The organism is Pseudomonas sp. Pme6b, from assembly GCF_058129925.1.
Genome location: NZ_CM176704.1, coordinates 4,729,680 through 4,742,739, shown reverse-complemented (window position 1 = coordinate 4,742,739; position 13,060 = coordinate 4,729,680). Strand labels below are relative to the sequence as shown.

General features: G+C 57.4%; 10 protein-coding genes and 1 tRNA gene. 8 read left to right on the top strand and 3 right to left on the bottom strand.

From position 1 onward, the window contains the following. Positions 1–17: 17 nt before the first annotated feature. Positions 18–2,105, bottom strand: coding sequence for a type III secretion system export apparatus subunit SctV (gene sctV / locus AC4ANE_RS21505; RefSeq protein WP_002552421.1), 2,088 nt, complete (start codon positions 2,103–2,105; stop codon positions 18–20). Next, the gene (gene sctW, locus AC4ANE_RS21500; protein WP_002552422.1) at positions 2,102–3,208 is read right to left on the bottom strand and encodes a type III secretion system gatekeeper subunit SctW; all 1,107 of its coding nucleotides are present in this window, start codon (positions 3,206–3,208) and stop codon (positions 2,102–2,104) included. Before sctW ends, sctV begins: the two co-directional genes overlap by 4 nt. A gap of 243 nt (positions 3,209–3,451) precedes the next feature. On the opposite strand from sctW, the gene AC4ANE_RS21495 reads away from it, so the two are divergent. The 4 genes from AC4ANE_RS21495 to AC4ANE_RS21480 all read left to right on the top strand — a co-directional run bounded on the left by AC4ANE_RS21495 (position 3,452) and on the right by AC4ANE_RS21480 (position 8,076). After that, on the top strand, positions 3,452–4,006 hold the full coding sequence (locus tag AC4ANE_RS21495; protein ID WP_002552423.1) for an RNA polymerase sigma factor: 555 nt from the start codon (positions 3,452–3,454) through the stop codon (positions 4,004–4,006). 73 nt (positions 4,007–4,079) lie between these two features. Then, positions 4,080–6,386 carry a type III effector HrpK domain-containing protein gene (locus AC4ANE_RS21490; protein WP_460408514.1) on the top strand — a complete coding sequence of 769 codons (2,307 nt, stop codon included), beginning with the start codon at positions 4,080–4,082 and terminating at the stop codon, positions 6,384–6,386. Between the two features lie 146 nt (positions 6,387–6,532). Beyond that, a complete protein-coding gene (locus AC4ANE_RS21485; protein ID WP_032074428.1) occupies positions 6,533–6,913 on the top strand; it encodes a type III secretion system chaperone in 381 nt (126 codons plus the stop codon). A gap of 260 nt (positions 6,914–7,173) precedes the next feature. Next, positions 7,174–8,076, top strand: a complete 903-nt coding sequence (locus tag AC4ANE_RS21480; RefSeq protein ID WP_223227167.1) for a T3SS effector HopA1 family protein — start codon at positions 7,174–7,176, stop codon at positions 8,074–8,076. 264 nt (positions 8,077–8,340) lie between these two features. Here AC4ANE_RS21480 and AC4ANE_RS21475 read toward each other — a convergent pair. Continuing rightward, a tRNA-Leu gene (locus AC4ANE_RS21475) sits at positions 8,341–8,425 on the bottom strand. A 117-nt stretch (positions 8,426–8,542) separates the two neighbouring features. On the opposite strand from AC4ANE_RS21475, the gene queA reads away from it, so the two are divergent. The 4 genes from queA to secD all read left to right on the top strand — a co-directional run bounded on the left by queA (position 8,543) and on the right by secD (position 13,058). Then, on the top strand, positions 8,543–9,607 hold the full coding sequence (gene queA, locus AC4ANE_RS21470) for a tRNA preQ1(34) S-adenosylmethionine ribosyltransferase-isomerase QueA (protein ID WP_002552466.1): 1,065 nt from the start codon (positions 8,543–8,545) through the stop codon (positions 9,605–9,607). Positions 9,608–9,621: 14 nt separating this feature from the next. After that, the gene (tgt, locus tag AC4ANE_RS21465; RefSeq protein ID WP_003365111.1) at positions 9,622–10,737 is read left to right on the top strand and encodes a tRNA guanosine(34) transglycosylase Tgt; all 1,116 of its coding nucleotides are present in this window, start codon (positions 9,622–9,624) and stop codon (positions 10,735–10,737) included. 53 nt (positions 10,738–10,790) lie between these two features. Continuing rightward, entirely contained in the window at positions 10,791–11,126 is a 336-nt protein-coding gene (yajC, locus tag AC4ANE_RS21460) for a preprotein translocase subunit YajC (RefSeq protein WP_002552468.1), read from the top strand. A 63-nt stretch (positions 11,127–11,189) separates the two neighbouring features. Then, positions 11,190–13,058, top strand: coding sequence for a protein translocase subunit SecD (secD, locus tag AC4ANE_RS21455; protein ID WP_004666080.1), 1,869 nt, complete (start codon positions 11,190–11,192; stop codon positions 13,056–13,058). Positions 13,059–13,060 lie beyond the last annotated feature (2 nt).

The following is a 13,060-nucleotide window of genomic DNA, read 5'->3' as shown; positions in this document are numbered from 1 at the left end:
GCTCAAGCCTGAAAGGCTCAAGCTGCGTGCTCGTTGTCCATTGGCTCAAGATCGTCTTCAAGGTCGAAGCGACCCATTACCTTGACCTTGGCCGCGTTGCTGATTTCTGCGAAAGACAGTACGGGAACGTGATAGAACTCCTCCCTCAACAAGGTCCGCAGTGGGCTGCGCAGGTCCTGCGCGACCAGCAGTACCGCCTGTTCGGGCGCGCGCACCGGAAATGCGATATTCATTTGTTGCACGAGCATCTGGCTGATCTCGTTACTCAGTGCGAAGAACGTTTCGGTCTGTGTCTGGCGCAGACCGTCGCGCAGCAAGCCCTCGCTTTCCGGCGTGAGCAGCCACACCTGCAGGCCTTCGGCACCGCAATACTGGTGGTAGATCTGCGATTTGAGCGCGATGCGCACGTAGTCGGTCAGCACGTTGGTATCGCGTTCATGCTGGCAATGCTCGATCAGGGTCTCGGCGATCAGCCGTATGGCTCTGAGCGGTACGCGCTCCGACGCGAGACGTTGCAGAACCGCCGAGAAGCGCGTCAGCGTGAGCACTCGCTGTATCTCTTGTGAAAGCTCCGGCTGCTCGGATTCCAGCCAGCTGAGGATGGCTTTGGTCTCCTGCAAGCCGATGAACTGAGGCGCGCAGGACTGCAATGCGCGTTCCATGCGTTCGACGATCAGGGTCATGGCGCTGACCGGGTTCAGCTCACCGCACTGCTCGGCGGGCAACCACACCCATTGATCTTCCTGGCGGTCGGTATTGCCCGGAATCGCCGCCGGGAGGTTTTCACCACCCAGTTGGCGGGCGTCCACGGCGACATGGGACTGGGTAAATGTCGCCTTGAGCATGGGTACGTCGTAGACGGTGAAGCGAAACTCGTCCGGAGGAAGATGATCGGCATGTTCAATGATGAACGACGGCAGGGTCAGACCGTATTGCACCACCAGTCTATTGCGTCGCCGACGTATTTCGCTGATCAGTGCCTCTATCTGTGCGCTGTCCTGGCCAGGGTGAAACTGCAGGACGAACTGCCGACTCGGTGAGAAGGTACGCAGGTCTTCCTTGCCGTTCATTTCCGGGGCGACGGCAGTGGCGCGTTGTTCGTTGGGCTTGGGTTTTGCCCGTTGCAACTGCAGCATGCCCCCGGCACCGCAGATGATCGCGATGGTGATGAATACTCCCGTGGGCATACCCGGCAGAGCCGCGAAGCCGAGCATGGCCACTGCGGCGATGATCCATGCCTTGGGCTGGCTGGTAATCTGTTCGGCGATTTCACGGCCAATGTTGGCCTCCGCGCCAGCCTCGGTATTGGGTACGCGGGTGATGATCATGCCGCAGGTTACGGAGATCAGTAGCGCCGGGATCTGTGCAATCAGGCCGTCACCGATGGTCAGCACGGTGTACAGCTGCAACGCATCGCCCGCGCTCATATTGTGCTGCAACACGCCGATGGAAATACCGCCGATCATGTTGATGGCAACGATGATCAGGCTGGCAATGGCATCACCGTTGACGAACTTCATCGCGCCGTCCATAGCACCGAACAACTGACTTTCCTTGTTCAGCTCAGCGCGGCGATTGCGCGCCTCCTGAACGGTTATCAGGTTGGCACGCAGGTCACTGTCGATGGACATCTGCTTGCCGGGCATAGCGTCCAGCGTAAACCGCGCGCCGACCTCGGCGACCCGTTCCGAACCTTTGGTGATAACCAGAAAGTTGACCACTGTCAGGATCAGAAAGATCACCAGGCCCACCGCCAGGTTGCCACCCACCACGAATTGGCCGAAGGCTTCGACAATGTGCCCGGCGTCCTGATTGAGCAGGATCAATCGTGTTGTGGAAATCGACAGCGCCAGACGAAACATGGTGGTCAGCAACAGCACGGCCGGAAAGGTCGAGAATGCCAGCGGTCTTGGCAAATGCATCGCCAGCATGATCAGCAGGCACGAGATACAGATGTTCACCGCGATCAACACATCAACCAGCCCGGTGGGCAGGGGGGTGATCATCATGAAGACAATGGCGATGACGAAGAATGCGCCGACCAGCTCTGACCGGCGCATGGCCGACAGGGCAATCATGTTCAGAAAGTTGATGACTTGATTCATCCGGCAAGCCCCTCAAAAAGCTGCTTCTGTTCCTGTTGAGTCAGTTCTGCCATCAGGGTGAGCAGGTTATTCAGCGCAGCCTGGCGGCTTTTCATGTCCTTCCAGAGCAGGATGGGCAATTGCATCAGCATCGGCCGCAAGCCATTGAGAAATGCCAGCTGGTTCTTGAGCCTGGCACCGCCGATGTGTTGAGTCAGTTGCAGGGTCTGGTTCACGTTCATTCCATTGGCCGTCAGGGTCAGCAAGTGTTTGAGAAAGGCTGGCGGATCCACCTTCAGGTCAGGGTTCTTGTTGCGCATGCGCCCAAGCAGGTGTTCACAACCGCGCAACAACGTCGTCACGTGGCGTGCCGTGGTCAGCCCGTGCATCAATGTGCGCAGCTGTTCATGAGATGCCGAAGGGGTAATCGCCGAGAGATCGTCGGCAATGGCTCTGCGCATGTCGCGCAGATTGAGGTCGAAGTCTCCGGTCTCTTCCTGCTCGTTGATCAAGGCTTCGATCAGGCCGGTCACGTTTGGCTGTCCGGAAACCGCTACGCCATAAAGGTTGCGCAACGCGGCACGGCGTTTGTTGTCGACGTTCTGCCGCCCGAACGCCCTGGCAGTATTAATGCCTGCCCGGGCGTGTGGTCCGAACTTGCGTCGCAACTGTTTCAGCGTTTGGGTGAGCGCCACGTACTCGCCTTCAGCGCCATCTTCCTCAGCCTGTTTGCGTGCCGCTTGCAGCACCACGTGGGCCTTGGCCGCATCGCCATCGGCAAATTCCAGAACCTGTTCCAGTTCTGTGTCGTTCTCTTGCAGCAGTTTTTTGCGCAGCAGCCTCGCGGCGTTATCCAGACCGGTATCGTTGGCGCTCATCAACAACTGATAGAGCTCACCCAGTTTGACGGCCCGTGATTGCAGTGCATTTCTGCTTGCGATCAGTTCGCGCTGGCGCAGTATCCGGCTGTTTTGCACCAGTGCTGCGGCGAAGCGCGAGACCTGTTGCGATGACGTGCCTTTTTCCGACGACAGGGTCCCGGGAATCGCTCGCGCAGCGGGCGTGACGGCGCGAATCGGCGTGACCGTGTGGGTTGGCAATATAGGCGGGGCGACGATTTTCATAGGACGGTTCTGAGCCTGGTCATGACCGCTGAGTGGGGCCTGGCCAGGATTCGGTTCCCTTGTAAAAGGGGCTGACGCGTTTGTGCCAAAAGCTGTAGTGATAAAAACGGCGTTGCGCAAAAAAATGTATTACAAAGAATTACAAATTTTAAAATAATTATATAAATCAGTAACTTAAATAATTATTTTGGCTGGCACGGTTATCGCTATAGGGCTTGCACACCATTAAATTAAGGTAAGCCCATGTTTCCGAACCTAGTGATCCTTGATGCAACCCAGCCACGCCAGGACTCTTCGTCTGCCGGTATCCGTCAACTGACGGCTGATCAGATACAGATGCTCAGAGCGTTCATTCAGAAGCGCGTAATGAACCCGGATGATGTCGATGACATCTTGCAATGCGTATTTCTGGAGGCCCTGCGCAACGAGCACAAGTTTCAACATGCCAGCAAGCCGCAGACCTGGTTGTGTGGTATTGCGTTGAACCTGATCCGTAATCACTTCCGCAAAATGTATCGCCAGCCCTATCAGGAAAGCTGGGAAGACGACGTTCATTCAGGGCTGGAATGGAATGGCGATATCACTCATCAGGTAGACGGGCACAGGCAATTGGCACGCGTCATCGCAGCCATTGATTGCTTGCCGTCGAACATGCAAAAGGTCCTGGAAGTGTCGCTGGAGATGGATGGCAATTATCAGGATACGGCGAACACGCTCGGCGTTCCGATTGGCACTGTGCGCTCGCGACTGTCCCGGGCACGGGTGCAATTGAAGCAGCAGATTGACCCGTTCGCCTGAGTGGATATCTGTCTGGAACCAACTCGCACGCAAAACCACACAGTTGCCATCCTTCACCACTTGGATGGCAACCATGCGTATATCCAGTTCTCCCAGTCCTGCCCTCGGCAGCATCGTGAATCAACCCACCTCTGGCGAACTGGCTGCTGAGACGCCATTAGCCAAAGCCTCGCTCACGCAGAGCAGCGCAGGTGGTGATCAGGCCTTTGTGCAGTTCGGCCAGGCCAACGACAATACATCTTTCTTTTCTGATGCCGAGCAAAGCGGCTCATCGCTGATGAGTCTGCTGACTCGCAGCAGTAGTAGCGAGAGCACCTCCAGCGTTGATCAGGACAGTGATCAGGTGTCCCCAATGACATCGGTCTCAACAGCCAGCGCGTCACCTGCGGCGGCTGCCTCCGACCCGGCAAATGCTCCCAGCGCTACCGATGCCGCGTTTCTCGATAACTCCGAATACTCTTCGCCCGAGGCCCTCAAGCGCTGGGATCCGATGGTCGCCCATCTGCCGCCCGAAGAACGCGAGCAGGCGGCAAAAGAACTCAACCGGCCGATTGCGGCCGCCTGGATGGCCAGAGAGCACGGCCCCAATGCTGACAAGGCGATGGCGTTCATCAACGCCAACCCTGCGTTGAAGACGGCTGTGGACGTCGGCAAGGATGGCGGTAATGCGGATGGGAAAATCACCAACAAAGACCTCAAGGCGTTCGCCAAAAATATGGAGAAGGCGGCCGACAATGCCGACAAGGACTTGGCCAAGTACATGGAAGATAACCCCGGCGCTGATCCTCAATCCCTTGAAATGGTGCGCAGCGCAGCGGTGATGCGCGCCAATATGCCGTTGGCGACGGCAGCCGACCCTCATCATGCCGTTGGGGCGCCTGACAAAACCGATGTCGATGGTAATGTCAGCGCCGAGGGTCTGAAAGCGCTGATTAAAAGTAACCCCGGGTTGTCAGGTACGCTCAAACAGTCGTCCAACATGTGGTCGCAGGCGGGCTTCCTCAGCCAGGTGGATGAAGCCGGTCTGACCGGGCGCAAGAAGGCTGCGCATAGCCCCGACCAGGTGTTCGATGCGTCCAATATGAGCGAGTGGATCAGGAAGAGCGCCCCCAAAAATGGTGGCCAGTTCGCCAGCATGCTCAGCGACGCCGCGACGTTGAATTCGGTAGCCGGTATCGATATCAGCAAACTCAACGCTCAGGTTTTCGAGAAGCCCAAGGCTTACACCGGCGCGCAGAAGGCCGCTGTGATGATCAAGTTGCAGCAGACTCAGCAGAGCGTGATAGCCGGGCGGGATTTGCGCAATACCGAGAAGACCGAGGCGGGCCTTAATGAGCGAATCGCTCAGTTGCAAGCCGATCCCGATGTTCAGGAGTACCTCAACAAAAGCATTCCCGAACAGGAGCGCAGCCTGGTCAGCAGCGATTCGGCGCTGCAAAAGGCCGTGACTGAGCAGGTTCAAAACGTCAACAGCGGAAAGGCCTTGCAAACCGACCTGGCAACCGCAGACAAGGCCGTCGGCAAACACAACCCCGACCCCGATTACAGCGGCGCCATCACCGGCCTGTCGGCTCAACTGCAACTGCAAAAAGACCTGTTTCCCGATGCCCAAGTGCCCACTGCCCAGCAAGTATTCAACAACCAGCCTGATGAAGTGCAAACGAAGATTGCCGATTCCTACGTTCGCAACTTCAGCGAAGGTGGCGCACTGAAGCAATTGCTTGGCCAGAAAAAGGCCGATGCCAGCGAAGCCCTGCAAACCGCAGACAACCAGAAAGCGGCCTATGAAAGTGTGCTGCCCGCTGATTTCGTTGAAGGCGAGCATGAAAACTACACGACCAGCACATTGAATGAGCTGCAGAACTCCAAAAAAGGCCGCAAGTTTCTGGAAGGCAAAAGTGATGAAGAGGGCGGCCCCTCGCTGTTGGCTCAGCTTGCTGATGCCGGGGCGGGCGGCAAGGTGCTGAACTCAGTCATGGGCTTTGCATCGGTATCCACCATGCTCGCCAACGGCGACAAGCTTGGCGCGACGCAGGCCATTTACGACAGCACGAAGCTGGGCGCCGAGGCGATCAAGGGAGGGGTCGACGCCGGGGCGAAGATGATGGGCCGCGAGGCCTCCGCCGGTCTCGGGCGTCTGGGCGGGCAGATGATCGGCCGCGCTGTCGGCCTGGTCGCCGGCGAAGCCACAGGGCTTGCCGCAGGCGCGGCACTGGGTGCTGCAATCCCGGTTATCGGCTGGGCCATCGACGGTGCCATGGCCTTGGGCTTTGGTATCTCGGCGATCATTGATGCGGTCAAGAAGCACAAGGCGCAGAAGGCGTTCGATCATAACGTTGACCCGGTGCTGGATCAGTTCGGGATTGACCGGGCGCATTGATGCAATGGAGCAGGGCGGCGGCCTTATCTTCCGTCCTGGTCCGTGAATGCATTGTTTTGCAGGCTTCGATGATTAATACCCTGCCTGGGGAATTGATTTATCGACCTCGTCAATTCGTACATTTTTCAGCACGCCGAGGTGTATTAATGACTGACCGATTATACAAAACTGTTCTTGCCGACTTATCAACGTCATTGACGATGCAACCCTTGGTATTCGACGACACAGGCGCTTGTGATCTGGTGGTCGATGAAGAGATTGCGCTGAAAGTGGTCGTGGACCACGTATTCCAGCGCCTGCTGCTGATCGGGCTGATGGACATTTCCCCTGATCTTCCCTTGAAGCGTTTGTTGAGTGGCGCACTTAACCCTCTGTTCAATGATGGACCCGGGCTGGGGTGGCATGCAGGCAGCGAGCTGTATATCGGCTTTAAGGCAATTCCCAGAGAGAAGGTGAGTGTGGTGACGCTGAAGCAGGCGATCGCTGAACTTGTAGAGTGGATAAAAACGTGGCGCGACGCGCATTGAAAGAGGATGAGTCATGAACCCGATACAAACACGTTTCTCTAACGTCGAAGCGCTTAGACATTCAGAGGTGGATGTACAGGAACTCAAAGCACACGGTCAAATAGAAGTGGGTGGCAAATGCTACGACATTCGCGCTGCTGCCAATAACGACCTGACTGTCCAGCGTTCTGACAAACAGATGACGATGAGCAAGTTTTTCAAAAAAGCAGGGTTAAGTGGGAGTTCCGGCAGTCAGTCCGATCAAATTGCCCAGGTACTCAATGAAAAGCGCGGCCCCCGCCGGTCCCCGTCTTATACGCCAGGGGCAGACCCATCTGGGTCGTATGCCATTGAACATCGAAGAGGGGCAAGGCAGTTCGGCCACCACGTCCGTCCAGAAAAGCGGGCTGCCCAATGGCCGCCTGGTAAACAGCAGTATTTTGCAATGGGCCGAAAAGGCGAAAGCCAATGGCAATACAAGTTCCGGTGCTCTTTATCAGATCTACGCAAAAGAACTCCCGCGTGTAGAACTGCTGCCACGCGCTGAGCACAGGGCGTGTTTGGCTCATATGTATAAGCAGAACGCTAAGGACGGTATCAGTATTTGGCCGCAGTTTCTGGATGGAGTGCGTGGGGTGCAGCTAAAACATGACACAAAAGAGTTCATGATGAACAACCCCAAAGCAGCGGACGAGTTCTACAAGATTGAACGTTCGGGCGCGCAATTTCCTGATGAGGCTGTCAAGGCTCGCCTGACGATAAATGTCAAACCTCAATTCCAGAAGGCCATGGTCGACGCAGCGGTCAGGTTGACTGCTGAGCGTCACGATATCATTACTGCCAAAGTGGCAGGTCCTGCAAAGATTGGCACGCTTACAGATGCTGCGGTTTTCTATGTCGGCGGAGATTTTTCCTCTGCGCAGACACTTGCAAAAGAGCTTCAGGCACTGCTCCCTGAAGATGCGTTTATCAATCATACGCCAGCGGGAATGCAATCCATGGGCAAGGGACTGTGTTACGCCGAGCGTACACCGCAGGACAGGACAAGCCACGGAATGTCGCGCGCCAGCATAATCGAGTCTGCATTGGCAGATACCAGCATGTTGTCACTGGAGAAGAAGCTGCGTAATGCTTTCAAGAGCGCCGGATACAATCCCGACAACCCTGCGTTCAGGTTGGAATGAGTATGAATTGCTGAACATCCCAAAGGCGCGGGCGCAGGAAAACGGAACTGAGGGGGCTATTCTCAGGCGTATCCTTCCTTTGCTTGAACACAGGCTTGCCGAGAATCTGTTTCATGGTTCCAGACAGCCTGCCCTGACAGAGAACGGCGTTTTTAGAGATTGAGCCAAACAGATCTTTTCAGGAGATGCATGCGGTAAACGACAACAAACCACTTTCCACCAGACGAACAAAAAACCTTGAATTTCAAGGTCTTTTTTCAAAGGTGGTGCCCCGAGGGAGAATCGAACTCCCACTTCTTTCGAAAACGGATTTTGAATCCGCCGCGTCTACCAATTCCGCCATCAGGGCTCAATGGCGGCGAAGTATAAGGATGAGTTTTCCGTTGGTCAACAGGGATTTACGCAGGTTTTTTACTAATGCCGCCAAACCGGATAAACTTCCCGGCCCTGCTAAACGAACCCGATCATGCGCGTCGCTGACTTTACCTTCGAACTCCCCGATTCCCTGATTGCTCGCCATCCACTGGCCGAGCGTCGCAGTAGTCGTCTGTTGACCCTCGACGGGCCGACTGGCGCGCTGGCACATCGTCAATTCACTGATTTGCTTGAGCATTTGCGCCCGGGCGATTTGATGGTGTTCAACAATACCCGTGTGATTCCCGCGCGGCTGTTCGGGCAGAAGGCGTCCGGCGGCAAGCTGGAGATTCTGGTCGAGCGCGTGCTGGACAGCCATCGTGTGCTGGCGCATGTGCGTTCCAGCAAGTCGCCCAAGCCTGGCTCGTCGATTCTGATCGATGGCGGTGGCGAGGCCGAGATGGTTGCGCGGCATGACGCGCTGTTCGAGCTGCGCTTTGCCGAAGAGGTTCTGCCGTTGCTGGAGCGTGTCGGCCATATGCCGTTGCCTCCTTATATAGACCGACCGGATGAGGGCGCGGACCGCGAGCGCTATCAGACTGTTTACGCGCAGCGTGCAGGCGCTGTGGCTGCACCAACTGCCGGCCTGCATTTCGATCAGCCGCTGCTGGAGGCGATCGCCGCCAAGGGCGTCGAGACTGCGTTCGTCACGCTGCACGTCGGCGCGGGTACATTCCAGCCGGTGCGCGTCGAGCAGATCGAAGATCACCACATGCACAGCGAATGGCTGGAAGTTGGCCAGGACGTGGTCGACGCTGTGGCCGCGTGCCGTGCACGGGGCGGGCGAGTGGTTGCCGTCGGGACCACCAGCGTGCGCTCGCTGGAGAGTGCGGCGCGTGACGGCGAACTGAAGCCGTTCAGCGGCGATACCGACATCTTCATCTATCCAGGCCGGCCGTTTCACGTGGTCGATGCCCTGGTGACCAATTTCCATTTGCCTGAATCCACGCTGTTGATGCTGGTTTCGGCGTTCGCCGGTTATCCCGAGACGATGGCGGCTTATGCTGCGGCCATCGAGCACGGCTACCGCTTCTTCAGTTACGGTGATGCGATGTTCATCACCCGCAATCCCGCGCCGACGGCCCCACAGGAATCGGCACCAGAGGATCACGCATGAGTCGCACCTGTCGTATGTCTTTCGAATTGCTGGCCACCGACGGCAAGGCCCGTCGCGGCCGGCTGACCTTTCCGCGTGGTGTGGTGGAGACCCCGGCGTTCATGCCGGTGGGCACCTATGGCACGGTCAAGGGCATGCTGCCCCGTGATATCGAGGCGACCGGCGCGCAGATGATTCTGGGCAACACGTTTCATCTGTGGCTGCGTCCGGGTACCGAAGTCATCAAGGGCCACGGCGACCTGCACGATTTCATGCAGTGGAAGGGGCCGATTCTGACCGACTCCGGCGGCTTTCAGGTGTTCAGCCTGGGCGCCATGCGCAAGATCAAGGAGGAGGGCGTGACCTTCGCCTCGCCGGTCGATGGTGCCAAGGTGTTCATGGGCCCTGAAGAGTCGATGCAGGTTCAGCGTGATCTGGGCTCGGACGTCGTGATGATCTTCGACGAATGCACGCCGTACCCGGCCGACGAAGATGTGGCGCGTGTCTCCATGGAGCTGTCGTTGCGTTGGGCCAAGCGCTCCAAGATCGCGCATGGCGAAAACACTGCTGCGTTGTTCGGCATCGTTCAGGGCGGGATGCACGAGAACCTGCGCAAGCGCTCGCTGGAAGGCCTGGACGAGATCGGCTTTGACGGTCTGGCGATCGGCGGTCTGTCGGTGGGCGAACCCAAGCACGAGATGATCAAGGTGCTGGACTACCTGCCAGGCCTCATGCCGGCAGACAAACCTCGTTACCTGATGGGTGTAGGCAAGCCGGAAGATCTGGTCGAAGGTGTGCGCCGTGGCGTCGACATGTTCGACTGCGTGATGCCCACCCGCAACGCCCGCAACGGCCATCTGTTCACTGATACCGGTGTATTGAAAATCCGTAACGCGTTCCATCGCCACGACAATTCGCCGCTGGACCCGACCTGCGATTGCTACACCTGCAAGAACTTCTCGCGCGCTTATCTGCATCACCTGGACAAGTGCGGGGAAATGCTGGGGAGCATGCTCAATACAATCCATAATTTGCGGCACTACCAGCTGCTTATGGCTGGTTTGCGCGAGGCTATTCAACAGGGTACATTGGCCGCCTTCGTCGATGCCTTCTATGCCAAACGCGGTCTTCCAACGCCGCCTCTGGGTTGAAACAGAACGAGTTTTTCCTGCTTTTTATACTAATTATGTAACTGGAGCGACAAATGAGCTTTTTCATCTCTCCCGCTTTTGCGGATGCTGCTGCACCGGCTGCCGGTCCTGCGGGCAGTGGTTTCGAGTGGATTTTCCTGGTCGGCTTCCTGGTCATCTTCTACCTGATGATCTGGCGTCCACAGGCCAAGCGCGCCAAAGAGCAGAAAAACCTGCTGGGCAACCTGCAGAAAGGCGATGAAGTTGTGACCAGCGGCGGCATCGCGGGCAAGATCAACAAAGTGACCGACGACTTCGTGGTCATCGAAGTGTCTGACACCGTTGAGCTGAAAATCCAGAAGGGCGCCATCGCGGCCACTCTGCCAAAAGGCACCCTGAAAGCGATCTGAGCAGTAACTTTTTACCCATCGACGGGGCGCGCAAGGCGCCCCGCGTTTTAAGCGGGCGGCGTGATGCTGAACAAATACCCTCTGTGGAAATACATACTGATCCTGGCGGTGCTGGTGGTCGGTTTTATTTATTCCGCACCCAATCTCTACCCTGATGATTCTGCCATCCAGATCAGCGGTGCAAGCACTGCACTGCAAGTCAATCAGGCAGACGTGGATCGTGCAGCCAAGGCGCTTGCCGATGCAGGCATCTCGGTCAAGGCTTCTTCTCTGGCCGAGAATGGCAAGGGCGGTTTGTTGCGTCTGAGCAAGCAGGAAGACCAGTTGCCAGCCAAGGATGTCGTGCGCAAGGCGCTGGGTGACGACTATGTCGTTGCGCTGAACCTGGCGCGTACCACGCCGACCTGGTTGCGTAACCTGGGTGCAAGCCCGATGAAGCTCGGTCTCGACCTTTCCGGTGGTGTGCACTTCCTGCTGGAAGTCGACATGGACAAGGCGATCGATGCACGTCTGAAAGTCTACGAAGGCGAAGTCAAATCCCTGTTGCGCAAGGAAAAGGTGCGTTATCGCAGCCTGCCGCAGCTGGGCAATGTGATTCAGCTGGGCTTTAGCGATGACGCAGAGCGCGAACAGGCTCGTGCACTGGTGCGCAAGACCTTCACCGATTTCGAAATCACGCCTGCCGAGCTGAACGGTATTCCCGTGCTGCGCATGGCGCTGACCCCGGCCAAACTGGCCGAGATTCGCGAATACTCGATCAAGCAGAACCTGACTACCGTGCGTAACCGGGTCAACGAGCTGGGTGTTGCCGAGCCGCTGGTTCAGCGCCAGGGTGCCAATCGCATCGTGGTCGAGCTGCCGGGTGTGCAGGACACGGCCGAAGCCAAGCGTATTCTGGGCAAGACCGCCAACCTCGAATTCCGTCTGGGGGCAGGCCCGGATGATTCGAAAGGCACCACCGAAATGTTCGAATTCCGCGAAGGCGGTCGTCCGGCAGCGGCGGTGGAGCGTGGTCTGATCATCACCGGCGATCAGGTGACTGACGCCAAGGCCAGCTTCGACGAACATGGCCGTCCACAGGTGAACATCAATCTTGATGGCCACGGTGGCGAGCTGATGAGCCGCGCAACCCGCAGCAATGTGGGTCGCAGCATGGCGGTGATCTTCATCGAGCAGCGTCCGACCACCACCTACACCAAACAGATGGTCAACGGCGTCGAAAAAGACGTGCCGGTGCAGACCTTCAAGGAAGAAAAGAAAATCATTAGTCTGGCGACCATTCAGTCGCCGCTGGGCAGTCAGTTCCGGATTACCGGTCTGAACGGTCAGGGTGAGTCTTCCGAGCTGGCGCTGCTGTTGCGTGCCGGTGGTCTGGCGGCGCCGATGTACTTCGCTGAAGAGCGCACCATCGGTCCTAGCCTGGGTGCCGACAACATCACCAAGGGTATCGACGCTTCCCTGTGGGGCATGCTGTTCGTCTCGCTGTTCATCATGGCGATCTACCGCTTCTTCGGTCTGATCGCGACCGTCGCACTGGCCTTGAACATGGTCATGCTGCTGGCACTGATGTCCTTGCTGGGTGCAACACTGACCCTGCCAGGTATCGCCGGTATCGTGTTGACCATGGGTATGGCGGTGGATGCCAACGTGCTGATCTTCTCGCGTATTCGTGAAGAGATCGCCAATGGCATGACGGTCCAGCGCGCTATCAACGAAGGTTTCGATCGTGCCTACACGGCGATCCTCGACGCCAACCTGACGACGCTGCTGGTCGGCGGCATTCTCTTTGCGATGGGCACCGGCCCGGTCAAAGGGTTTGCGGTGACCATGTCGCTCGGGATCTTTACCTCGATGTTCACGGCCATCATGGTGACCCGCGCTATGGTCAACCTGATCTACGGCGGTCGTGACTTCAAGAAGTTGTGGATTTAAGG

Coding starts and splice junctions, on each gene's coding strand:
- sctV (WP_002552421.1), bottom strand. CDS start 2,105: ATGAATCAAGTCATCAACTTTCTGAACATGATTGCCCTGTCGGCCATG.
- sctW (WP_002552422.1), bottom strand. CDS start 3,208: ATGAAAATCGTCGCCCCGCCTATATTGCCAACCCACACGGTCACGCCG.
- AC4ANE_RS21495 (WP_002552423.1), top strand. CDS start 3,452: ATGTTTCCGAACCTAGTGATCCTTGATGCAACCCAGCCACGCCAGGAC.
- AC4ANE_RS21490 (WP_460408514.1), top strand. CDS start 4,080: ATGCGTATATCCAGTTCTCCCAGTCCTGCCCTCGGCAGCATCGTGAAT.
- AC4ANE_RS21485 (WP_032074428.1), top strand. CDS start 6,533: ATGACTGACCGATTATACAAAACTGTTCTTGCCGACTTATCAACGTCA.
- AC4ANE_RS21480 (WP_223227167.1), top strand. CDS start 7,174: ATGAAAAGCGCGGCCCCCGCCGGTCCCCGTCTTATACGCCAGGGGCAG.
- queA (WP_002552466.1), top strand. CDS start 8,543: ATGCGCGTCGCTGACTTTACCTTCGAACTCCCCGATTCCCTGATTGCT.
- tgt (WP_003365111.1), top strand. CDS start 9,622: ATGTCTTTCGAATTGCTGGCCACCGACGGCAAGGCCCGTCGCGGCCGG.
- yajC (WP_002552468.1), top strand. CDS start 10,791: ATGAGCTTTTTCATCTCTCCCGCTTTTGCGGATGCTGCTGCACCGGCT.
- secD (WP_004666080.1), top strand. CDS start 11,190: ATGCTGAACAAATACCCTCTGTGGAAATACATACTGATCCTGGCGGTG.